This window comes from Mucilaginibacter achroorhodeus (assembly GCF_007846095.1).
In the GTDB taxonomy this organism is placed as follows: Bacteria; Bacteroidota; Bacteroidia; order Sphingobacteriales; family Sphingobacteriaceae; genus Mucilaginibacter; species Mucilaginibacter achroorhodeus.
In genome coordinates this window covers 336,688-360,852 of record NZ_VOEI01000002.1, presented here as the reverse complement: position 1 = coordinate 360,852, position 24,165 = coordinate 336,688, and the positions used below count along the sequence as shown (strand labels likewise).

At 42.3% G+C, this 24,165-nt stretch carries 20 protein-coding genes; 11 read left to right on the top strand and 9 right to left on the bottom strand.

What is annotated here, in order from left to right:
- Positions 1-90 precede the first annotated feature (90 nt).
- Positions 91-1,272 (bottom strand): AIR synthase related protein, encoded by a 1,182-nt coding sequence (locus FPZ42_RS07515; protein WP_146269948.1) that lies wholly within the window; start codon positions 1,270-1,272, stop codon positions 91-93.
- 70 nt (positions 1,273-1,342) lie between these two features.
- On the opposite strand from FPZ42_RS07515, the gene FPZ42_RS07510 reads away from it, so the two are divergent.
- A complete protein-coding gene (locus FPZ42_RS07510) occupies positions 1,343-3,121 on the top strand; it encodes a chloride channel protein (protein ID WP_146269946.1) in 1,779 nt (592 codons plus the stop codon).
- 36 nt (positions 3,122-3,157) lie between these two features.
- On the opposite strand, the gene FPZ42_RS07505 is transcribed toward FPZ42_RS07510, so the two are convergent.
- Positions 3,158-5,332 (bottom strand): glutamine synthetase III family protein, encoded by a 2,175-nt coding sequence (locus tag FPZ42_RS07505; RefSeq protein WP_146269944.1) that lies wholly within the window; start codon positions 5,330-5,332, stop codon positions 3,158-3,160.
- A 532-nt stretch (positions 5,333-5,864) separates the two neighbouring features.
- Between FPZ42_RS07505 and FPZ42_RS07500 the strand changes: the two genes are divergently transcribed.
- The 7 genes from FPZ42_RS07500 (at position 5,865) to FPZ42_RS19355 (ending at position 12,161) form a co-directional block, all read left to right on the top strand.
- A complete protein-coding gene (locus FPZ42_RS07500; RefSeq protein ID WP_146269942.1) occupies positions 5,865-6,923 on the top strand; it encodes a porin in 1,059 nt (352 codons plus the stop codon).
- Positions 6,924-6,995: 72 nt separating this feature from the next.
- Positions 6,996-7,577, top strand: coding sequence for a DUF4468 domain-containing protein (locus tag FPZ42_RS07495; RefSeq protein ID WP_146269940.1), 582 nt, complete (start codon positions 6,996-6,998; stop codon positions 7,575-7,577).
- A gap of 153 nt (positions 7,578-7,730) precedes the next feature.
- On the top strand, positions 7,731-8,567 hold the full coding sequence (locus tag FPZ42_RS07490; RefSeq protein WP_146269938.1) for an energy transducer TonB: 837 nt from the start codon (positions 7,731-7,733) through the stop codon (positions 8,565-8,567).
- A gap of 134 nt (positions 8,568-8,701) precedes the next feature.
- The gene (gene purL / locus FPZ42_RS07485) at positions 8,702-10,930 is read left to right on the top strand and encodes a phosphoribosylformylglycinamidine synthase subunit PurL (RefSeq protein WP_146269936.1); all 2,229 of its coding nucleotides are present in this window, start codon (positions 8,702-8,704) and stop codon (positions 10,928-10,930) included.
- Position 10,931: 1 nt separating this feature from the next.
- Positions 10,932-11,321 carry an SMU1112c/YaeR family gloxylase I-like metalloprotein gene (gene gloA2, locus FPZ42_RS07480; RefSeq protein WP_146269934.1) on the top strand — a complete coding sequence of 130 codons (390 nt, stop codon included), beginning with the start codon at positions 10,932-10,934 and terminating at the stop codon, positions 11,319-11,321.
- Positions 11,322-11,390: 69 nt separating this feature from the next.
- Positions 11,391-11,999: a C40 family peptidase gene (locus FPZ42_RS07475; RefSeq protein ID WP_146269932.1), complete on the top strand. Its 609-nt coding sequence runs from the start codon at positions 11,391-11,393 to the stop codon at positions 11,997-11,999.
- Between the two features lie 39 nt (positions 12,000-12,038).
- Positions 12,039-12,161, top strand: coding sequence for a hypothetical protein (locus FPZ42_RS19355; RefSeq protein WP_255563179.1), 123 nt, complete (start codon positions 12,039-12,041; stop codon positions 12,159-12,161).
- A 4-nt stretch (positions 12,162-12,165) separates the two neighbouring features.
- Here FPZ42_RS19355 and FPZ42_RS07470 read toward each other — a convergent pair whose 3' ends face one another.
- Positions 12,166-14,076: a DUF3857 domain-containing transglutaminase family protein gene (locus tag FPZ42_RS07470; RefSeq protein WP_146269930.1), complete on the bottom strand. Its 1,911-nt coding sequence runs from the start codon at positions 14,074-14,076 to the stop codon at positions 12,166-12,168.
- Positions 14,073-16,046, bottom strand: a complete 1,974-nt coding sequence (locus tag FPZ42_RS07465; RefSeq protein ID WP_146269928.1) for a DUF3857 domain-containing protein — start codon at positions 16,044-16,046, stop codon at positions 14,073-14,075. The genes FPZ42_RS07470 and FPZ42_RS07465 overlap by 4 nt, the downstream gene beginning before the upstream one ends.
- A 103-nt stretch (positions 16,047-16,149) precedes the next feature.
- On the opposite strand from FPZ42_RS07465, the gene FPZ42_RS07460 reads away from it, so the two are divergent.
- Positions 16,150-17,175, top strand: coding sequence for a 3'-5' exonuclease (locus FPZ42_RS07460; protein ID WP_146269926.1), 1,026 nt, complete (start codon positions 16,150-16,152; stop codon positions 17,173-17,175).
- Positions 17,176-17,320: 145 nt separating this feature from the next.
- Here the strand turns inward: FPZ42_RS07460 and queG are convergent, their stop codons facing one another.
- Positions 17,321-18,259 carry a tRNA epoxyqueuosine(34) reductase QueG gene (gene queG / locus FPZ42_RS07455; RefSeq protein WP_146269924.1) on the bottom strand — a complete coding sequence of 313 codons (939 nt, stop codon included), beginning with the start codon at positions 18,257-18,259 and terminating at the stop codon, positions 17,321-17,323.
- 90 nt (positions 18,260-18,349) lie between these two features.
- On the opposite strand from queG, the gene FPZ42_RS07450 reads away from it, so the two are divergent.
- Together FPZ42_RS07450 and FPZ42_RS07445 are read left to right on the top strand one after the other, a co-directional pair.
- The gene (locus FPZ42_RS07450) at positions 18,350-18,718 is read left to right on the top strand and encodes a SpoIIAA family protein (RefSeq protein WP_146269922.1); all 369 of its coding nucleotides are present in this window, start codon (positions 18,350-18,352) and stop codon (positions 18,716-18,718) included.
- A gap of 60 nt (positions 18,719-18,778) precedes the next feature.
- Complete coding sequence (locus FPZ42_RS07445) at positions 18,779-19,054, top strand: hypothetical protein (protein WP_146269920.1); 276 nt, start codon at positions 18,779-18,781, stop codon at positions 19,052-19,054.
- Between the two features lie 40 nt (positions 19,055-19,094).
- Here the strand turns inward: FPZ42_RS07445 and FPZ42_RS07440 are convergent, their stop codons facing one another.
- The 4 genes from FPZ42_RS07440 to FPZ42_RS07425 form a co-directional block, all read right to left on the bottom strand.
- Positions 19,095-19,565, bottom strand: coding sequence for a nuclear transport factor 2 family protein (locus FPZ42_RS07440; RefSeq protein ID WP_146269918.1), 471 nt, complete (start codon positions 19,563-19,565; stop codon positions 19,095-19,097).
- 80 nt (positions 19,566-19,645) lie between these two features.
- Positions 19,646-20,515 carry a polysaccharide deacetylase family protein gene (locus FPZ42_RS07435; protein ID WP_146269916.1) on the bottom strand — a complete coding sequence of 290 codons (870 nt, stop codon included), beginning with the start codon at positions 20,513-20,515 and terminating at the stop codon, positions 19,646-19,648.
- 145 nt (positions 20,516-20,660) lie between these two features.
- Positions 20,661-21,836: a Gfo/Idh/MocA family protein gene (locus FPZ42_RS07430; protein ID WP_261382250.1), complete on the bottom strand. Its 1,176-nt coding sequence runs from the start codon at positions 21,834-21,836 to the stop codon at positions 20,661-20,663.
- Between the two features lie 7 nt (positions 21,837-21,843).
- Positions 21,844-24,129, bottom strand: a complete 2,286-nt coding sequence (locus FPZ42_RS07425; protein ID WP_146269914.1) for a GH92 family glycosyl hydrolase — start codon at positions 24,127-24,129, stop codon at positions 21,844-21,846.
- Positions 24,130-24,165: the final 36 nt, after the last annotated feature.

The following is a 24,165-nucleotide window of genomic DNA, read 5'->3' as shown; positions in this document are numbered from 1 at the left end:
CTTCGAAATTTCGAAGGGCTTTTTATTGATAAAATCCTAACATAAAAAAGGGCTGCCAACCGGCAGCCCTTTTTTGTTTACATAGTAAATTTAATTATAAACAAACTCGCCATAGGGTGACGTAACTGTTACCTGTTTTTTGTCAGCAGCCTCTACGCGGCCAACTATCTGAGCATCTACGTTGAAGCTTTTGGAGATAGCAATAATATCTTCTGCAATTTCTTTCGGCACATAAAGCTCCATACGGTGGCCCATATTAAATACCTTGTACATTTCCTGCCATGAGGTGTTCGACTCTTCCTGGATCAGTTTAAATAGGGGTGGGATAGGGAACAGGTTATCCTTGATGATGTGCAAATTCTCAATAAAATGTAATACTTTGGTTTGTGCACCGCCGCTGCAATGTACCATCCCATTGATCCGGCTGCGGTATTTTTCCAAAATGGCTTTAATAATAGGCGCATAGGTACGTGTTGCCGATAGTACCAGTTTCCCTGCGGTAACAGTTTCGCCATTGCCTATATCAATTTTATCAGTTAGGGTCTTACTCCCGCTGAATACAAGATCGTACGGAACGGCGGGATCATAGCTTTCGCCATATTTTTCGGCTACTGATTTATTAAAAACATCGTGCCTGGCAGATGTCAAACCGTTTGAACCCATGCCTCCGTTGTACTCAGTTTCATAAGTTGCTTTGCCGTATGACGCTAAGCCAACGATAACATCGCCGGGTTTTATCCTGTCGTTAGAGATCACATCTTCGCGTTTCATACGGCAGGTAACGGTAGAATCAACAATGATTGTACGTACCAGGTCGCCTACATCGGCAGTTTCGCCACCGGTTGAGTAAATGCCGATGCCCGCATCTCGCAGATCTGCCAGTACTTCTTCTGTGCCATTAATTATAGCAGCTATAACTTCGCCCGGAATCAGATTTTTATTACGACCGATGGTTGATGACAGTAAAATGTTGTCGGTAGCACCTACGCAAAGCAGGTCATCAATGTTCATAATAATGGCATCTTGTGCTATGCCGCGCCAAACAGAAATATCGCCTGTTTCTTTCCAGTAGGTATATGCTAATGACGATTTGGTCCCTGCCCCATCTGCATGCATAATATTACAGTAAGCCGGATCGTTAGTTAGTATATCGGGAATTATCTTGCAGAACGCTTTCGGAAAAATCCCTTTATCAATATTTTTAATGGCATTGTGCACATCATCTTTTGATGCTGAAACGCCACGCTGATCGTATCTTTGCGGAGAAGTCATGGGCAAATATACTGCTTAATCGTATTGTACGCTGTAAATTTGTTACATTGCCGAACTCCCCGTCACTACTATGTTCAAAACGTTTACTCATAAAGTTAACCGCTGGCGCCTTAAACGTAACGCCCAACGTAACTTTCTTATTTATTGCAGTGTATTTGTTGGCCTCATAGGTGGCTTAGCCGCTGTTACCCTTAAGTTTTTGGTCCATTTGATGGAAGAGTTGAGCCGTAACATATCATCGCATCTTCCTTTCCATGTCATTTATGTGTTCTTACCTGCGCTCGGTATTTTCCTTACCGTAGCTTGGCAGCATATCGTTAATCGTGACAAGATGCAAAAGGGGATCGGAAAGATATTATATAACATCAAAAAGAACCGTTCAAACATTCGTTCCAATAATCTTTACTCTCATCTAATTACAAGTTCACTTACTGTAGGATTTGGTGGATCATCAGGTTTGGAAGCGCCAATCGTATGTACAGGAGCGGCAATTGGTTCTAATGTGGGTAAATTTTTCAATCTTAGCCCATACGAAAAAACGGTTTTATTGGCGGCAGGTACATCAGCTGGTATTGCTGCTGTATTTAATAGCCCCATTGCCGGTGTTTTGTTCTCTTTGGAAATCTTGATAGGGGAAATAACCATCCCCACTTTTATCCCATTACTCATAGCCTCGGCAACGGGTGTGGTTGTCGCCAAGATGCTTTACTCACAAGATCTGTTTCATTTGGTGACGGTCGGCTGGCATATGAGCGCCTTGCCGTTTTATGTTATTTTAGGTGTTTTAAGCGGTTGGATATCTGTATACATCGCCAAAGTTGGCGGACAATTAGAAAAGGGGATATTTTTGAAGCAGAACCGTTATGTAAGGGCTATTGCAGGCGGGTTACTTCTGGGTTTAATGCTGATGATCTTACCAACTTTATTTGGTGAAGGCTATCACTATCTGCAGCAAATACTTAATGGCAACGTTGATGTGCTTAAAGAGGATATCATTTTTGGCAGTTGGCTTGATAATCCGTGGGTAATGCTGCTGTTTATTGCAGCGCTCGTATTCGCAAAGATAATTGCTGCCGGGATTACCATAGGCTCCGGCGGTAACGGTGGGAGTTTTGCACCTACCATGTTCACCGGTGCGTTCTTAGGACTATTTGTTGCTTATGCGGTCAATCAGACCGGGTTGATAGAGTTAAGCACCAGTAATTTTGTGGCTGTAGGTATGGCAGGTGCGCTAAGTGGTGTATTGCATGCACCGCTAACGGCAATATTCCTTATTGCAGAGATAACCGGCGGGTACGTGCTGTTTATTCCGCTGATGATCGTATCAGCAATGTCATATATTATTGCCAGGATGTTTAACAAACACAATATGTATTGGAGCCATTTGATACATGATGATAACATACAGCCCGATGAAGACTTTAGTTTACTGAATGCCATGCGGCTGGATAGCGTGATCAATTATGATTACAAGGCTATCAATAAAAATATGCCTGTGGCCGATTTTTACAAGATACTCGCTGAAACCAAAGCTAACATATTTGCGGTGTTAAATATAGAAGGCTCATTAGAGGGCGTGATATGGCTTGACGAGATAAGAAAAAGCCTTTTCACTGCAGTGCAGGAAGGCCATACGGTTGAAGATATTATGGTAGCCCCGCCGGCGATAATCGACCATGATGAACCAATGAGTGAGGTAATGGAAGCTTTCGATGGATTGGAAGTTTGGCAGCTGCCCGTAGTCAAAGACGGTGTATTTATAGGCTTTATATCGAAGTCTGCGGTGCTTAATAAGTACCGGGAGGTAATTATCCACAAAAACCAGCAGGCAGATCTTTTTGCACGCTAAAATAAAAGCCCTTCAAATTTTTGAAGGGCTTTTGTTTTATTTGATAAATAACAACTCTCTGAATTTTGGTAGCGGCCACAGGCTATCGTCCACTAAAGTTTCCAGTTTATCAGCATGGAATCTTATCGGAGCAAAATAGCTTTTCACCTTTTCATCATAGTCAATAGCGCGCTCACGCAGGTCTTCCACTTTGTTGGCCTTTTTGCGCTCGTTTATCATATCGTCAACATTTTGTTTAAGCCCGTTAACGTGTTCTGCAATTTTATTGATGATATCAAGTTGAGCCACATAAGTACTTTTATCCAAACCTATATCTTTTAAACCCCTAACGTTTTCAATCAATCTTGATTGGTAGGTGAGCGCCGCCGGTATAAGTATGTTGATAGCTAATTCACCTATTACCCGGGCTTCTATCTGTAATTTTTTATAAAAGTTGTCCAGCAAAATCTCATGGCGCGCATGCGCTTCGCGCTTGGTGAAAACACCTGTTTCTTCAAATAAAATTTCAGCCTTGTCGGTTATCAAAGCATCCAGCGCTTTAGGTGTAGTTTTAACATTGGCTAAGCCACGGGCTTCTGCTTCTTTTTCCCATTCTTCGCTGTATCCATTGCCTTCAAACCTAATGGCGCGCGACTCTTTGATGTAACGCTTAATAATGGTCATTAAGGCAACGTCTTTCTTTTCCCCTTTTTTTATCAGTTTATCTACATCGTATTTAAACCGCTTAAGCTGATCTGCCATTATCAGGTTAAGAATGGTCATAGGGCTGGCAGAATTAGCTGATGAGCCTACGGCACGTAACTCAAACTTATTACCGGTAAAGGCAAAAGGAGAAGTACGGTTGCGGTCTGTATTATCTTTTAGAATCTGAGGGATTTTGGGAATCCCCTGCCATAAGGAGTTTTCCTCTTTTATTTTTTTGCTCAGGCGCGAGCTGTCTATATCATCTAACACTTCCGTTAACTGGCTGCCCAGGAAAATAGAGATAATAGCAGGCGGCGCTTCGTTTGCACCCAGGCGGTGATCATTGTTTACTGATGCAATAGACGCACGAAGCAGATCGGCATGGTCATGTACAGCTTTAATGGTGTTAACAAAAAAGGTGAGAAACATTAGGTTGTTCTTCGGAGTTTTGCCTGGAGACAACAGGTTTTTTCCGGTGTTTGTGATCAGCGACCAGTTATTGTGTTTACCCGAGCCATTGATACCTGCATAAGGTTTCTCATGCAGTAATACTTTAAAGTGGTGGCGTTGCGCAACGCGGTCCATAATATCCATAAGCAATTGATTATGGTCTATGGCAAGGTTTATCTCCTCATAAATAGGAGCGCACTCAAATTGCGATGGTGCAACCTCGTTGTGGCGGGTCTTTAAAGGTATACCCAACTTCAGCGCCTCTGTTTCCATGTCTTGCATAAAGGCATAAACACGACTTGGGATAGCACCGAAATAATGGTCCTCCAGCTGTTGGTTTTTGGCGGACATGTGACCAAATAGGGCACGGCCAGTTAGCGAAAGATCGGGGCGGGCATTGAATAAAGCGGTATCAACCAGGAAATATTCCTGCTCAATACCCAATGAGGCGTTTACTTTCTCTATGCTTTTATCAAAATAATGGCAAACATCAACCGCAGCTTTATCAAGTGCGCTTAATGCCTTCAATAAAGGTACTTTATAATCAAGCGCCTCTCCGGTATATGATACAAATACCGTAGGTATGCATAATGTACGGCCTATGATAAAAGCCGGCGATGACGGATCCCATGCCGTATAACCGCGTGCCTCGAAGGTATTGCGTATACCTCCGCTCGGAAAGCTGGATGCATCTGGTTCTTGTTGCGATAATGCATCACCGCTAAAACGTTCAATGGCCCCACCATCCGCTGTCGGCTCAAAAAAGGCATCGTGCTTTTCGGCGGTGGAGCCAGTAAGCGGCTGAAACCAGTGCGTGTAATGTGTAGCACCCTTAGCCATTGCCCATGCTTTCATCGACGACGCTACCTGTTCAGCCATATCGCGAGGGATAGGAACGCCATTGTCTATTGAATCAACAATCACAGCGTAAGCGTCTTTTGACAAAAATTCTTTCATCTTTTGCTTATCAAAAACATTTACGCCGAAATAATCAGAGATTTTTGATGAAGGAAGCTTTATTTCAGGGATTTCGCGATTTGACACAGCTTGCAATGCCTGAAAACGGGTGTTTGCCATAATTTTTCTAATTGGTTGCGTCCAAAATTAGAAAATCCTTTTATAAACGATGAATAGTTGTTTCAAAGTTTAGGGATTGCGGCAATGTCATTCCTAACAAAAATAAATCCATAAAACAGTAGAGGTAATTGCTGAAAAAACCGTCTGATTTAAATATTAAAAATTTTAGGTGATGTAAATGGGATTTTTTGGTTCTATTTTAATTGAATTATGATTTATAATGCGATTTATCTAAAAAGATGGTAACAAAAACATTGTTTAATTTAATATATATTAAAAATTGTTCATAAAATCCTTGTTAATATTGATTTTATTATTGATTTTAGAAAAAATATAAAACAGATGGCTTTTTTTTATAATGATTAGCTAATAATTTAGCTTTTTTATATAAAAATGGCAAGGTATTTTATTTTAATTGCCTTAATTGTAGAATGGATTTGTGAGGTGATCTGTTTTTTTGCGACGGTTTTTACTGACAACTAACAAATAAACTAAACAATTAACTAATCACTTTGAAATTTAATCCATTATCATGAAAAAAAGACTTTTACTTTTATCATTTTCAATTTTAGCAGTGTTCGTCGCGAAAGCGCAGGACACAACCAAGACAGATCCGGCCCTAACTATATCCGGTTCTGTTGACACGTATTATAAATATGACTTCTCTAAACACAATAACATTCCAACCAGCTTCGCTTCAGATCAAAATTCAGTTTCGATAGGTATGGTTGACCTTGCGTTAAAAAAGAAGGTTGGTAAAGCATCATTTGTTGGGGAGTTATCATTTGGTCCGCGCGGGCAAGCGCAATCTATTCCAAACGCTGCTGGGGTTTATGACGAGAAAACAAACAGCTTTCACATCCAAAATTTATACGTTTCATATGATGTTACCGATAAGTTAAACTTAACGGGTGGTTATATGGCAACTTTTGTAGGTTACGAAGTGATAAGCCCGGTAGGTAACTTCAATTATTCTACATCGTATCTGTTCACTAATGGTCCTTTCCAAAACCCTGGCTTTAAAGCAACTTATGCCTTTAGCAGTAAGGTTAGTTTAATGGCCGGTATCTTCAACGATTCATGGAATTTGTACACTTCCGTTAATAAGGTGAACACTTTTGGCGCTCAGCTCATGATTTCGCCTGTTACCGGTTGGACTGCATATTTAAATGTGCTTACAGGCAAATTATCAGGTACCGAGTTTGACCTTACTACATCTTACCAGATCACAGATATATTTAAATTAGGCTTAAATGCAGCTGATTTTAAACCTGCCGCTGTTGTTGGCACGGGTGGTTTTACCGGTGTTGCGCTTTATCCGCAGGTAGGTGTATCTAAAGATGTTACTTTGGGTCTTCGTGGTGAATACTTTAAAACTAAAAGCGGTTCTTATGCAACTTTAGGTCCGCCGCCGGGCAGTTCCGTGTTTGCTGCTACCTTAACTGCAAATGTGAAAGCCAGGCCGCTAACTTTAATACCAGAGTTCAGATTGGATAACAACAAGAACGATACTGACGGCTTTACTACGAAAAGTGGTGGTTTAACCAAAACAGCATCGCAGTTTGTACTGGCAGCTGTTTACGCTTTCTAAAGGATAATAAGTACGATTTAATTTAATTTTTAAGCCATCCCGGTTAACCGCGGATGGCTTATCTTTATAAGTATGAAAAAAGCATTGTTATTAGTTACGCTATTGTTTGCTACTGCGGAGCTTTATGCACAGAAAGATTCTTTGCAGCTTGATGAGAATAACGAGTATGTGTATTATAAAGTGGTATCTAAGCCGGAGCTATCTGCTGACAGTGTTTACGCACGGGCGTGGAAATTTGCTGCGGCGTTAAGCAAAGATGCAAAACCCAAAAAGGGTAAAGCTGATAAAGCGTTTAACGTAGCGGGTAAGTTTATGAATTATACCGGCACTTCACTGGTGCGAAAAGAAAGCGGGGAGGTAAGTTACACTCTGAATTTTCAGGCAGCGGATGGAAGATACAAGTATAAATTTGGTGATTTTGTTTACACCCCGTATAAACGCGACAGATACGGAAATATGGTAGCTGTGCAAGGTGTCCACATCGATCTGAAAAACTTAACTTCAAAATATAGCCAAAAAGAAGCTGATGACATTTATAACCAGGTAGCAACTGGATGTATTACTACGGAACTGAGACTTAAGCAAGCCATTGACAACAATCCACCGGTTATGAAGCGGCCCGAGGTTAAGAAGGTACATACAGGTAATTGGTAGTTTAATACCAAATAAAATTTTTACTTTAACTCTTAATACGATATAAAAATCTTAAAAAAATAAATATTCAAATAAATATTTTGTAAAAGTTCAAATAAATTCAACATTTTATTTGGCAAATGCGTTAATTAGTAAAATAAAATTTTAAACGCTATGCTAAACGAAAAATTAAACCTTTACAATCCCGAGTGGCTCGAGCTTGTATTTCATAATCGCAATAAGGCCTATGGCGCTTATGAACTAAGGAAAACTTATGGTGCAACCATTCTAAAATCGATGGCTATCGCTTTCGGGTCTATCATCATTGTTACAGGTGCTTACACCTACGCTAAAAGTAAGCATATAGAACCATTAGAACATATCACAACTCTAACTATTCCGGATCTTCCTCCGCCGCCCAAACAGGAAGACAAAATTATCGAGCAGCCAAAAAAGGCTGCAGCAACGGCTACCCCGGAAAAGCCTTTACCTGCAGCGGCATCAACAAAATTCACAATACCGCATATTACGCCTAAAGAGGTTGACACCGATATGCCAACGATCAATGAGTTGGCAAAGACAGAAGTTGGTGCTGAAACTACAAAAGGTGATGGCGGCATACCACAAATAGCAGAACCAGCACCGGCGTTGGGTAGCGGTGGTGATGGAACTGAAACTGATCTTAATGCTATAAAAGATTTTAGTACAATAGAAGTGATGCCTGAGCCTGATGGTGGTGCAGCCGGCTGGTCAAAATTTTTAAGCAAAAATCTGCGTTACCCGTCACAAGCACAAGAGGAGGGTAAAAGTGGCCGGGTAATGGTAAGCTTTGTGGTAGAGCGGGATGGCCGCTTGACAGACATAACCGTTACAGGGAAGGCAGGCTACGGAATGGATGAGGAAGCCATTAGGGTTTTAAAATTGGCCAAACCATGGAAACCCGGCATACAGAACGGTCGTGCAGTAAGGGTGAGATACAGCATCCCCATGAATTTTCAGTTGAGTGAGTGATTTTTCAAGTCGTAGGTTAAGAAGTTCGAAGTCCGGAGATCCGAAGAAGAGAACATCATCTTTAGCTTTCGGACTTCGGTCTTACGGACTTTTTTCTTAATTTCGCGCATCCTTTCAACATAAAAGAAACTACATTGGAGAACCAGGAATTAACAACCGTTGAAACCGCCCGCGATCTGGGACTTTTACCTGAAGAATTTGACCGCATACAAGAAATATTAGGCCGCGTACCAAATTTTACCGAGCTTTCTATTTTCGCGGTAATGTGGAGCGAACACTGCTCTTACAAAAACTCTATCACATGGCTTAAAACCCTTCCTAAAGATGGCCCTCGCATGCTTGCTAAAGCAGGGGAAGAAAACGCTGGCTTAGTTGATCTTGGTGATGGTATTGGCTGCGCTTTCAAGATCGAATCGCATAACCACCCATCAGCGCTTGAGCCTTACCAAGGCGCAGCAACAGGTGTAGGCGGTATAAACCGAGATATTTTTACCATGGGCGCAAGGCCAATCGCTCAGATGAACTCTTTGCGTTTCGGCGACCTAAGCCTTGATAAAACCAAATGGCTGGTTAAGGGCGTAGTAAAAGGTATCAGCCATTACGGTAATGCCTTTGGTATCCCAACAGTTGGCGGCGAACTTTTCTTTGATGAATGCTACAACATTAATCCGCTTGTTAATGCTTTTTCTGCCGGTATTGTTAAGGCGGGAGAAACTGTTTCGGCAACCTCTTATGGTGTGGGTAACCCGGTTTATATCGTTGGTTCTGCAACCGGTAAAGATGGAATACACGGTGCGGCTTTTGCATCAAAAGATATTACAGAAGATTCGGTAAACGATTTACCGGCTGTACAAGTAGGCGACCCTTTCCAGGAGAAATTGTTACTGGAGGCTACGCTTGAGGTAATCAAGACAGGTGCTGTAATTGGCATGCAGGATATGGGTGCAGCTGGTATTATCTGCTCAAATTCTGAAATGAGTGCTAAAGGCGAGCATGGTATGATCATTCACCTTGATCGTGTGCCGATGCGCCAGGAAAACATGAAACCATACGAGATCCTGTTATCTGAATCACAGGAGCGTATGCTTATTGTTGTAGAGAAAGGTAAAGAAGCCCTTGTTGAGGCTGTTTTTGATAAGTGGGACCTTAACTGCGCCATTATTGGTGAAGTAACCGATACCCAACGCCTTGAGTATTTTATGAACGGTGAAAAGGTTGCTGATGTGCCTGCTGATGACCTGGTATTGGGTGGCGGTGCACCGGTTTACAAGCGCGAATATCGCGAGCCAGCTTACTATGCCGAAAATCAGAAATTTAAGATTGAAGATGTTACCGAACCTGAAAATTTGGTAGAGGTAGCAGAACATTTGATAGGCCATGCCAACCTGGCATCAAAACGTTGGGTTACCGATCAGTATGATTCCATGATAGGTACATCAACCATGACCACCAATCGCCCAAGCGATGCGGCTGTGGTTGCTGTAAAGGATACCGATAAAGCTATTGTGCTTACCTGTGATTGTAACTCGCGGTATGTATATGCTGATCCGCAGAAAGGTACTGCAATTGCCGTTGCCGAAGCTGCGCGTAACATTACTTGTGCAGGCGGCGAACCTGTAGCTATTACCAATTGCTTAAACTTTGGTAACCCTTACGTGCCCGAAGTTTACTGGCAGTTTGTTGGTGCTATTAAAGGTATGGGCGAGGCTTGTACTAAATTTGAAACCCCCGTTACCGGTGGTAATGTAAGTTTCTACAATCAATCATCAGATGAAGGCCCTGTTTTCCCTACGCCAACCATTGGTATGTTAGGTGTGATGGATGAGCTGGATAACCTGATGACCTTAGATTTTAAACAACCGGGCGATCTGATTTATCTGATCGGCGAATCGCAAAATGATATAGCATCATCACAATACCTGGCATCGTACCACAAAATATTAAAAGCTCCGGCTCCGTATTTTGATCTTGAAAAAGAGTATGCAATGCACCAGGTTGTTAAGCAATTGATCAAACATAAAGTTATTCAATCTGCGCATGATGTTGCGGATGGTGGCTTGTACATTGCTTTAACTGAAGCAGCTATGCCTAACCGTTTAGGTTTTGACATTGAGAGCGATAGCGGCATACGTAAAGATGCTTTCCTGTTTGGTGAAGCGCAGGGCAGGGTAGTAGTTACCGTAACACCTGATGACCAGGAGCGCTTTATTGAGATGATGGCTACCAGTGAAACCGAGTTTAGCTTATTAGGTACAGTAAACGGTTTAGGTAACGCTACTGTTGACGGTGAGCTGTTCGGCAACATTACCGATATTAAAATGGTGCACGATAATGTGCTGCACGTAATTTTGGGCGACGAATAAGATGCTAAAGCTGAACAGGATACACCACATCGCTATCATTTGTTCAGATTATGAGCAATCTAAAAGGTTTTATACTGAAATTTTAGGTTTTACTGTGCTTCAGGAAGTGTATCGTGAAGAACGTAGATCATACAAGCTTGATCTGGAAGTCAACGGACTCTACCAGATCGAGCTTTTTTCTTTTCCGGGGCCGCCGCCGCGCCCTTCCCGACCTGAGGCTTTGGGTTTGCGGCATTTAGCATTTGAAGTAAACAACCTTGAAGAAGCGATTTTTCATTTAAACGAGTACCGGGTTATCACCGAACCGATACGTACTGATGAAACTACCGGCAAACGCTTCACTTTCTTTAACGACCCCGATGGCTTGCCGCTTGAATTATACGAAGTATAATTTTCAATGTTAAAATGTTTATAACATCTCTTGTAACATTTTTAGCTTTCGGAGTAACTTTAAGTAATTATGTTAATACGCTACTACAGGCTTATTTTATTTGCAGCTGCTATTGCAGTTTTATCATCGTGTTCGCATAAGCTGACACCACGTAAACCTGCTGATTATGCTGATGGCGCTATCCCCGTTAAGCGCGGCCCGTATGTGATGGTAAAGCCAGATAAGAAACTTGCTGATAAATATTCGGCACTGATGGGTATCAAGCGTAACGATATACAAAATGGCCGTTTGTACAGTTTTATTGATGAATGGTACGGCACACCCTACCGTTTTGGTGGGATGGATAAAGATGGCGTAGACTGTTCTGGTTTGGTGTTTTTACTGCAACTGCAGGTTTATGACCAATCTGTACCACGCACTTGTGCTACGCAGGTTGGCATCATCAAACGTAAATATGAAGAGGAGTTACAGGAAGGCGACCTGGTATTCTTTGACTTTGATGGTAAGCAGTTTAGCCATGTGGGTGTTTATTTACAAAACGGCTATTTTGTGCATGCCAGTACCCGTAAGGGTGTAATGATAGCACGTTTGCATGACATTGGCATCTACAAATATTTCTCACGTGCAGGCTCGATAATTGTGAATGATACGGCTACTGCCCAAACAGACGGTCAGTAAATTAGCTATCACCCATTTAAAAGGTTTATTTTTGTAGAAATGGCTAAGGAAAAACAAGATTACTCTTTCTGGACAAAATATAAGCGCTTTGCCGGCACCGAGATCATGCTCTATGTGATCATGATCGTCGGCATCATACTCGGCATTATTATTTTTAGTTAATAGATCAGTTTTTTACCAGCGATACAGTGTATGCATCGTTATCTGCTATCTTTTGGTAAAACTCAACCAGCTTGCTATAAGTTTCTTTGCCGTAGGTGCCATCAATAACCTTTAGGCTGCGTTTATAGGTCAGCTTACCGTCGGCGATCTTAACACTCGCATGGTATTTGCCAAAAGGCTCATCTATGTTTACGTGCCAGCCCTCTGTTTCCGGATGATATCCTTTAGGCAAAATATAAGTGATCTCATCTTCGTCAGTATAACCACGGTTAATATAAACCGGGTTGATGCGGTTTCTAACACCTTTCAAAGACCGGCTGCGGTTTAAAGGGTTAAGCGAGAAGTAGATCTTGCCGTTATCCGTTGATGCAAATTCTCCGGCACTAAGCTTAATTGTTTCTGTAGATACCGGCATTTGCAATTTATCCTGCTTTAAGCTCAGCTTTTCTATCTCCAGGTTGGGTAAATAGTTGTACTGCTTGCGCAGGGTTTTAACCTGCTCGGTAAATGGCTCATCAACCAATTCTTCAGGGTTATCGTACTGGGTACCTTTATATATGGCGGTCACTTCACCTATAAGGTCGCCGCTGTCAGTAATATTGAATTGCGCAGTACGTGTTTGCAGGTTTTGGGCTGCCGTGTATTTAGGTGTATGCAGCAGCTTACCACCTTCCGGCGTGCAAGCCAGCACAGTGCGGTCATCAGTAAAATCACTTAAAAAGCCAAAAGGTATTTTTTGACTGGTGCATTCCAGAAAAGTGGTGTCGTTTTTAAAAGGCAGGCAAAGTATAATATGATTACCCTGATCCATCGTGGCAAAATCAGGCAGCATACTTATCTTTTTACCAGCTCCGGCCTCAACAACACAATACCACGAGGGTATATTAGCTGCTTCTAATAAAGCTTGTGTGTAATTCACCAGGCCCTTGCAGTCACCGTAATTTAATCGGTCCACCTCAGAGGCAGGGTAGGGCTGAAAACCGCCAATACCGATCTGCACGCTAATGTACCGGGTTTTGCCTTGCATATATTCGTATATCTTTTTAGCCTTTTCTTTGGGATCGGTAATGTTGGCAGTTAGCTGTTTAACCATGTCTTTGGTAGCGGGTAACAGATCGCGGCGGCCCTTTAGTAAATTATCGTAAGTCCACTTACCCAATTCATTCCAATTACTGCTACTGCCGGGGATGCCGCCATAAGTAAAAGTTTTAGGGGCAATTTTTAGGCGGGCAAAATAGTTTTCGGCAATAGGACTATATGGTTCATTGCGATAAGCTTTTAGATTGTTTACTTCCCAATTGTAAGTAACCAAGCCTTCTTTGGTAGTGCCGCTAACCATTTTGGCCGGTAGGTTTATCTCTTTGTAGGCTATCTTAAAATCGGGTTTACAGGCAAAGGAGTAAGTGCTTTTTTCTACAGCAACGCCGGGTTCATTAACAGGGTTCCAGTCGGGCAGTACCAGGGTTTGTTTAAAACGCATCTCCACCTCATATTCAATAGTGTATGGGTATGATCCGATGGTTGGCAGATAGTGTTTAACCCGCGAATCCTGGTATAAAGAAAAGCCATCGCTGGTGCCTTCGTCATTGAAGTTTTTTTCTGAGAATTTACTTACCAGTTTGCCAAATTCGTCATAGGTAGCTCCTTTTATGCTTTTTATAGCTCGGCTCTTGTCGTAGAACAACACTATTCGCGCAATATCATCGCCATTTTCGTTAAGGATGGTAACCGCCTTTTTTATCCGGTAAATAGTATTAGCGGGATCTTTTATCTCCGTAACTACGTTTTGGTTGCGCACCACGGCGCTGGCATAGGGTAGGAGATCTTTAGGTATTGCCGATACGGCGTAATTAGCCTGTGCCATTGCAACGCCTGCGAAAAAAAGGCAGAAAAGAAAAGTTAAAACACGTCTCATGATTTTTTCTTAAACACTATTTCTGCTTTCTCTGAGGCAATTATTTTATTATAAAGCTCCTTTAGATACGGATATTCTTCCGGAGCATAAATGGCCTTATCAAACTGGATAACATTTGAGTAGACAAAGTTATTTCCCTCACCGCTAAAGTCGGTCATAAAGCGGCCGCCTTTGTTTGGCAAGCCAATGTTAGCCTGTTGCGGAGCGCTTTCAATGCTGTATCCGGCCGGCAGGTGCATAGTAATGGTGTAACGGTCGCTCGATGGCATGCCACGGTCAACAGGGTAAGCGCGTTCTGTCAATTTGAACGGGTTAACAACCATCCTGTCTAACAACATCGGATTAAAAGCCATTCTATCATGGTTTAAGCCGTTGTAAAGGTCGATCTCAACATCGTATTTTTCTGCCAAAGGCTTATCCAGGCTGTCCAGGTTTGTAAAATCCGATTTTAATATTTTAACATGCGTTAACCGCTCATCAAGATTTTCAACATATTCATCAGTGCTGTTGAATTTTTTGATGGCCAAACGTTTAAGATAGCCATCATATCCGCTTGAGTAGGTGGTGATTGTTCCTTTTAATTTGCCGTTACTTTCCAGGGTTAAATCCAGCGAACTGGTGGTGGCCTTGCGTTGTTTGTTGTTCAGGTCCAGCCAGTAAGATGGTTTATCAAATGATATCACACGGCCCTGGTCGTTAAGGCAACGCATTGGTAAAGTGCCGAATGGTAGCATGGGATCAGTGGCATCCAGCAGGTAATCATCTGAGCCAATAGTGGCTTTTGCTATGACATAATTAAACTCACGCTCAACGGGGTAAAGCCTGTTAACAATGCCGTTATCGCGCGTTGATACCAATACAGCATCGGTTTTGATACCCGCCGAATTTAGTGCAGCTACAAGTCCAAGATTGATATCAGCAACATCCCCGCTGTGGCTTTCCAATGCCTTTTTGACACTCTCACTTCCGGTAGATCTGATCTGGTTCCACTTGATGTTTTTTTGAATGTATTGGTAAACAGCTATCGCTTTTGAGAGATCGTCTTTAGCACCTGCAATAACCGGTAGTAAATATGGCTTTAGCAGGTTCTTTTTAATTTGTGATCCAAAATAATCTGCATGTTTAAGGTTGTAATCTATATCCGCCCATTCCTTTGTTTCGCGTTGTTTAACCCCGGTGTAAGGATTTACCCATTCCTGAAGGTTAAAATAAACAGCGGATAAGAAATTTTTGGGCGCGGTCATGTAATCTTCCTCCACCATCGCGGGTATATCTGCCATGCCATATGACAAGAATGAGCAATCGCATTTTGAGCCTCTTGAGCTAAAGCATTCCTTTTCAATATCTGCTTTGCTTTTGGTGAGTTTAAGCGAGCCCCGCATCATTGCGGTGTACGTCCAGAAGGCAGGAATATGCGCTTCATACTCAGAATACATTTTAGGTATATCGCTTTGAAACTCCCATGATGGGAAACTATAAAAGCCAGGTATGATCTTGGTATAAGAATACTCGATAATACAGCCCTTGCGCAGATTAGGCATTGCAAATTTTATTTCTTTCCAATACTTATTTATGGTTGTTGTGTAAATCTTGCTTTTATCTAATTCGGCTTTTTTTACGGCACCTCCATCTTCCATATAGGTAGTCAGCGCTTTAATGTCACTTACATCTTCAATAACATCATCATAGCTACGGAACGGAATACTGATAGTACCTTTATCAAAAGCTTTTGCATCAAGTATTTTGATCTTTACGTGGTACTTGTAAAACATATTGATACGGTCATTATTACCCATATCAAGCTTGGTCGAACCAAACTCCTTTATGACGTATGCGTGGGCCGAAGTATCGTTTTTATAATTTGTTTGTTGTAGTTCGTCAACGGTGAACGAACCGAATGGGAAATCCTGCGCTTGAGAGAAGGTAGCCATGCATATGATTACCAGCAGGTTAAACAGAAATTTGTACATATAGTTTAGGGATCAATTATTAGCCTGAAAATATTAAAAATTACTTAAAATTAAATAACAAAAATGATGGTGATTTTGGCACCTTTGTATACTTACAACTTATATGAAACTACAGTTAAAGCGTCCGCTTGCATTTTTTGATCTGGAAACAACCGGTACCAACATTGGTGCCGACCGAATAGTAGAGATATCTGTTATCAAACTTCATCCTGATGGAACTGACGAAGCTCGTACATGGCGCGTGCATCCGGGAATTCCAATTCCACTGGAGTCGTCATTAGTGCATGGTATTTATGATGAACATATCCAAAGCGAAAAGCAATTTAAAGAGTTAGGCAAGGAAATAGCTGATTTTATACAGGAGAGCGACCTTGCCGGATACAACTCCAACAAATTTGACATACCAATGCTGATGGAAGAGTTTCTGCGAGCCGGTGTAGATTTTGACCTCGATAACCGTCACTTTGTTGATGTGCAGAATATTTTCCACCAGATGGAGCAGCGCACACTAAAGGCAGCTTACCAGTTTTATTGCCAGAAAGAGATTATCAATGCACACTCTGCAGAGGCAGATACTCGCGCAACCATGGAAGTTTTACTGGCGCAACTTGAAAAGTACGCAGATGTAGAATGGGAAGATAAAAAAGGTAACAGAAGCAAACCAGTTGTAGGGGATGTTGAGGCGCTGCATAAATTTACCAACCTTAGCCGCCCGGTTGATTTTGCCGGCCGCATGGTTTACAACGAGGATGGTGAAGAACTAATAAATTTTGGTAAGCACAAAGGCAAACGCGTTGAAGATGTTTTAAATGTTGAGCCAAGCTATTATTCATGGATGATGCAGGGCGATTTTCCTTTATACACCAAGCGTAAGTTAGAAGAAATATACAAGCGTTGGAACGCCAAGAAGGCAGCCGAACGTCATCAGAACCGGGCCCAGCAAACGCCGGCGACTGAGGGGCAACAACAGAGCCGACCTGCATTTCAAAACAATGCACCTAAAAGCAGCCCTAATGTTAATCAGGGCAACCAGCAATATAATAAGCCCTTTAAAAAGAAAGAAGAACCGGCAAAACCTGTTGATGACGATATGCTGGCACAATTAGCTATGAAATTTAAAAAGGGGTAGTGTCAGAGATTAGTGATTGGCGATCAGGGATTAGTTAACTGATCCATTAAATAAAAACTGGAGTTCTGAGCGATAGTGAAGAATCTTTGAAGCGATGAATTAAATCATGTCATTGCTGACTCTGTATTTCATAGTCGCGTGATCTCTAATTACTTTTCTTCAAAAAGGTGATATTCCTTTTTAGCCCCTCAAACTTGGTGCGTTTAACAGCTGAGTTTTTGAAAACTTTCTGGAAAACTTCCTGCGTAATGTCTTCCCAATCCTGCTTTTTCAGGCCGTGCAGATCGGGGTGGGGAGCAAATGCAGGTTCCTGATGTAGTACTGAAAAACGGTTCCAGGGGCAAACGTCCTGGCAAACATCACAGCCGAACATCCAGTTATCCATCTTGCCTTTAAATTCTTGCGGTAGTTCGTTCTTAAGCTCGATAGTGAGGTAGGAGATGCATCGGCTACCATCAACTATATATGGGCCTACAATGGCGTCGGTAGGGCAGGCGTCTATACAGCGTGTGCAGTCGCCGCAATGATCAGCGGTTGGGGCAATGTCATAACTAAGTTCAATATCTACTATCAATTCGGCCAAAAAGAAAAATGAACCTGTTTTTTTACTGATGAGGTTTGTGTTCTTTCCTATCCAGCCCAAACCTGCTTTTTTTGCCCAGGCTTTATCCAACACAGGCGCCGAGTCTACAAATGCACGGCCACCAACCTCTCCAATTTTATCATTGATAAAGGTTAAAAGTTGCTTTAATTTATCTTTTATAACTGTATGGTAATCAGTTCCGTAAGCGTATTTGGATATTTTTGGGGCGGTAGGGTCATCCTGTAAAACGTCAGTGTGGTAATTTAATCCCAATGAGATAACAGATTTTGCTCCATCAACCAGTAAACGCGGGTCTAAGCGTTTGTCGAAGTAGTTTTCCATGTACTTCATTTCGCCGTGCATGCCCTTGTTTAACCAGGCCTCGAGGCGGGGAGCTTCCTCTTCTAAAAATTCCGCTTTAGAGATACCGCAGAATAAAAATCCAAGGCTTTTAGCCTCAGTTTTTATCAATTGCGAATATTGCGAAAGCTTGCTGTTCATTCTGCCCGCAAAGATACAGATAAAGAGCATAATGGTATTTGATAGACTGATTGTGGTATGGCTTTTGGTTGATTTAATTTAAAATTAAAAATGCTGCAATTTATTAACGATCTGGAACCTCATGTGGTAGGCATACATGCGATAGATGAGGTGAGTAAAGAGGACGTAGAAAACGTGCTGATGCCAAGGATAAACGAACTTGTTGAAAAGCAAGGTGAGATAAATTATCTATTAGTGTTAGAGACCGATGTACAGAATTGGACAGCGGGTGCATGGTGGAATGACGTTAAAATGGGCCTGAAGAACTTCACCAAATGGAATAAGATCGCAGTGGTAACCGACCAGAAAGGTGTACAATGGTTATCTGATCTTTTCAAATTCTTTGTTCCGGGAAAATCAAAAGGTTTTGCGTTGAACGAACTTGATGATGCTGTTAAATGGGTATCGGCAAAAGATTGAAAATTTAAAAACATCACTAAATAGTTTATAATCTAATTAATACACATCTAAATTACCATCATGGAAAATTATTCAGGCGGATTTGACAGGGCCAATGACCAAGGCCAAAACCACGACATAAAAGGGAATATCGAAAATGTAGATAACGACACCTTGAAACAGGATGACGATACTCAGGCTAATGAGAAAGTTGACAACCCAGATCTTGCGAAAGAGATTCCCACGGTGACACCAGAAACAGAACCTGACGTGCCAAACGATACACCGGAATTGGAAAAACCCACAGACCAGACAGCGTCAAATAAAGGCCAGGGGCCTTCGGGAGAAAATTTGTAAACAACAAAATGCCCCTTATCATTTGAGGGGCATTTCGTTGTTATTTGGCATGATAGAGGCGGGAGTTTGAATATGTCGCCTCACTTACGATCTTGTCATTTTTTAATTTAAAAATGCTGCAGTTACGCAGGTCATACCTTATGGGGCTATTTGCCTTGTCTCTGAGGCCAATTACATCATACTCAACTATCATAGTGCTATCATTGTTGATCACATTGTCAACAAGGTATTTCGCATCAGGCGACACGTAAAAAACCTGATGGAACATTTGATCAGCACCTTGCCGGCCATAGCTTTCACCATCCCAATCGGATGTTGTGATCTTTGCCTTTTCCGCGTATTGGTTAACCAGGTCGGTTAGGTTATGATCATTCAGGTATTGAAAATGAAGATCTATCAATTTACGCGACTGCTCGCCGGGTACGGTAACCGGCTTTTCAGGTTCCTGGTTACAAGAAGCAATTAAAGCAATAGATATAAAAGTAATTATGGCACGAAGCGTATTGGTCATGATGGCTAAAAGTAACCAACAAAAATTAAAAACGAAAGCCCCTTCTGTTAGGAAAGGGCTTCAATATTTTTGTTCTAAACTTAGAAGCTGTTTTTAATGCTATTGCTTAAAGTTTTGGTACTCCAGTAACCGCTATCTAAGATACGGCGTAGGGTGAATAAAGGCTCATTGGGGTCGCGTTTCTCAGCTAATTGGAAGGCGCCTATGAAACCGCGTTTCTTAAGCTCGGGGATACCTTGTGCATTCCATAAACCGAATGGATAAGCAAACCAGGTGATCTTTTTGCCGGTTATCTCTTCTAACTTCTTGGTTGGTTTATCTAATTGGATCTCCCAATCTTTACCCTGGAATTTTTTAAAGTTGTGGTGGTCCCAGGTATGTGAACCAATGATGTGGCCAGCATCACTCAGTTGTTTGATCATCTCCTTTGTCATGTAATGCGGGCGACCGATAGATACCGTCATTACAAAGAACACACCTTTAAAACCATACTTTTTCATCTCTGGTGCTGCGATAGTGAACTGATCAAGATCAGTATCATCAAAGGTAAGTATAATGGGTTTAGAAGGTAATTTAGCACCATTTACCAGATAGTTATAATACTCATCGGGCAGGATGGTATGATAGCCGCTATCGGCCAGCATTTTCATATGATCTTTAAAGGCAGCGATCTGTACTATGTAATCTTTAGCACCCTTGGAATCTGTTGGTTTCCAATCACGTATCTGGTGGTAGCAAATTACAGGCACTTGTTTTTTGGCCATTATTGCAGCTTTATCAATGGCTCCCTTAGCCACTTGCGCTACAGGCGATTTAGTATTTTCAGTAGCTGCAGCAGTACGCGAAGCACTGTCTGCTTTAACAGAACTATCAGAATTTGCCGGTTTAGACTGGCATGAGAGCATACCTACAACGCAGAAAGGCAACAATGCCGAAAGTTGTTTGATCATAATATAGATGGTGATGATTTTGAAGCGCTAAAATAAAATATTTTGATGGCGCAGTATTAAGTGTTAATAAATTTAATACGATTTTAATAGTTGGTATAAACAACAAAGTTCCGCTTTAAGCGGAACTTTGTTAAGTTAAAAATGGTTATAAAACTATTCTTTTACCTTCTGCTATGGAGCGTTTGGCAGCGTCAAGTATTTGCATTACGATCATATTATTTCTCAATGAAGACCTGTCGGTAATACCGATCATCGGGTTTTTTACCACCGCCTCCAGGTAGGTAATCGGATTGTCGTAAGGAGCAGCTATTGGCGGCGCAACGGAAGTTACCGGCGGTTGTTTGTCAATATGTGTAAGGATGTTGTCTTTGTCAAAAGCATGCATGTAACCTTCGTCGCCAAAAACCTCGAGGTCTTTAATGGAGTATGGCCAATTCCATGATGCTTCAATGATACCTGTTGCTGTTGGGTACTCAACAATGATTGTAGCATCGTCCTCAACTTTTGGATAGGTCTGTGGCTTGTAATGGCGGGCTATGGCCGTTACTGCGGTTGGGCGCTGGCCATTTAATAACCAGGTCATTAAATTAGCACCATAACAGCCAAAATCGTTTAAAGCCCCTGCACCGTTCATGTCCGGGTCGGTAAGCCAATCAGTAAAGTCCTTACTGCAATTAATTTCCTTAGGCCCTTCGTGCCCATCGTGTACCACCATTCTGCGAATTTGCCCTATACTGTCTTTATTGGCAACTTCGCGTACTTTATTGAAAGAAGGGTACCAGGTAGTTTCATAATTCGTAAGCAGCCTTATGTAATATTTAAGCGCCAAAAACTCCATCCGCCTGGCCTGTTGCAAAGTTGCAGCAAGGGGCTTCTCTACCATTACAGATATGCCCAAAGGGGCGCAGGTTTCAACAATATCAACATGCTTGGCAACAGGGTTATAACCTAATACAACTTGCGGCTTTTTGGCCAATATCATTTTCTTCAGGTCGTCGAACATCAAAGAGTCCGGGATATTGTATTGCTTTTGCATACGGGCTCGCAGATCTTTGTTTGCTTCTGCGATGCCTACCATATTTACCTTGCCGTCGCGGTAGTCGCTCAAGATAAGGTGAACATGATCGTGCGACAAGCCCGCAACACCCAACCGCATGGTACTTAGCATCACGGGCTTGGCCACCGCCAAAGTTCCTGGTGATTGTTTTACCGCAGGCGGCGGTACCGGCAGCGGCAACGGTTTGCCTACCTGAGCAGTTGATGTATTTGCAAATGCACAAACAGCAATAGTAAGCCCCAAAAGTGTTTTCGCAACCCTCATGTTTTAGTTATTTTTTATCGGTAGATAATGAATATGGTACGTCGGCTGGCTTAGAACCCCTCACTTTATTAGGCGTTGCAGACATGTTGAAGTTGAGCGTTTGGCCTTGCAGCAAAGCTTTGTGACTAAGCCAGTTGTTGCTGTATGGCTTACCGTTTACAGTTAACGCTGTTACATATCTGTTATCGGCGCTGTTGTTTGCAGCATTGATGATGACCGTTTTGCCATTTTCCAGCTTCAATGTTATTTTCTTAAATAAAGGTGCGCCAAGTACGTATTGATCCGTAGCGGGCGTAACAGGGTAGAAGCCCATGGCAGAGAAAACGTACCACGCAGATGTTTGGCCGTTATCTTCATCTCCGCAATAACCATCAGGCGTAGCCTTGTACATTTTATTCATCACATCACGCACGTGCAGTTGAGTTTTCCAGGGTTCGCCTGCGTAGTTGTACAAATAGATCATGTGTTGAATAGGCTGGTTGCCATGCGCATACTGGCCCATCCCAGCAATCTGCATTTCGCGGATCTCATGTATCACCTCACCATAATAACTATCATCAAAAACTGGTGGCATTGTAAATACCGAATCTAATTTTGCATTGAAGTTTTGTTTGCCACCCATCAGGTCTATAAGGCCTTGTACATCCTGGAAAACGCTCCAGGTGTAATGCCAGCTATTACCTTCGGTAAAGGCATCGCCCCATTTGGTTGGATTAAATGGCGACTGGAATTTCCCGTCCTTATTTTTGCCACGCATAAAACGGGTTGAAGGGTCAAACAGGTTTTTATAGTTCATGGCACGCTTGCGATATACATCAGTTTCAGACGCCGGGCGACCAAGCGCTTTACCTAACTGATAGATTGTAAAATCGTCATAGGCGTATTCTAAAGTACGGGCTGCATTCTCGTTGATCTTAACATCATAAGGCACATATCCCAGTTTGTTATAGTATTCTACACCCTCACGGCCTGTAGCAGCAGGGCCGGCATTGTTAGCGCCGTGAAGTAGCGCCTGGTACAAAGTGTTGATATCGTACCCGCGCAAACCTTTCATATACGCATCTGATACTACTGACGCTGAGTTGTTGCCTATCATTACTGCCGAGTAACCGGGACTGCTCCATTCCGGCAGCCAGCCACCTTCTTTGTAGTCGTTTATCAGACCTTGCTGCATCTCTTTATTAATAGATGGGTACACAAGGTTTAAGAAAGGATATAAGGCGCGGAAAGTGTCCCAAAAACCTGTGCCTGCAAATTTATAACCTGGTAGTATCTCGCCGTTTTGCGCACTCCAGTGCACCGGACTGCCTTTTGCATCAAGCTCGTACATCTTATTGGGAAAGAATAGCATGCGGTACAAGCAAGAGTAAAAGGTGCGCATCTGGTCTACAGTACCGCCTTCAACAGCAACGCGGCTTAAGGTGTTGTTCCACACAGCTTTTGCTTTTTGCTTGGTAGCATCAAAGCTATCGTTAGCCAGCTCGCGCTTCAGATTCAGCTCGGCCTGCTCTTCGCTGATGAAAGATGAGGCCACGCGCAGGTTAACCTTTTCGCCTTTAGCAGTTTTAAAGCCAATTACAGCCATTACGTGTTTATCCTTTAGCTCGTTGCCTTCTTTTAGCGTGCTATCCGAATACACTTGTGATGTGGTAATCGGTTTATCAACGTAAATAACAAAGTAGTTTTTAAAGTTTTTAAGCGGGCCACGCGCATATTTAGTTGAGTAGCCAACTATTTTTTTCTGGCCTGGCAATACTTTTATGTAAGATCCTCTGTCAAATGCATCAACAATAATGTATGAGCTATCTGTTTTAGGAAACGTGAACCTGAATTGCGCGGCACGCTCGGTTGGAGCAATCTCTGCTGTAACATCATGGTCGGCAAGGTAAACGCTGTAGTAGTACGGTTTAGATATTTCTGCCTTGTGAGAGAACCAACTTGCGCGGCCGTTTTGCGATACCTTTAAAGCACCTGTTACCGGCATAATGGCAAACTGCCCGTAGTCGTTCATCCATGGCGATGGCTGGTGGGTTTGTTTAAAGCCGTTTATTTTATATGAGTCATAGGTGTACTGCCAGCCGTCGCCCATTTTACCGGTCTGCGGGGTCCAAAAATTCATGCCCCATGGCACGGCAACGGCAGGGTAGGTGTTACCATTACTCAGATCATATTTTGATTGCGTGCCCATTAGTGGGTTTATCCACTCTACAGGGTCGGTAACTTTGGTGACCTGTTGGGCAAAAATGTTAGCCGTTAATAAGAATGAACTTATGAAAAGTAGTCCTTTTTTCATTTGTGTTAGTTAAAGCTGATTGTTAGTGGCTGTAAA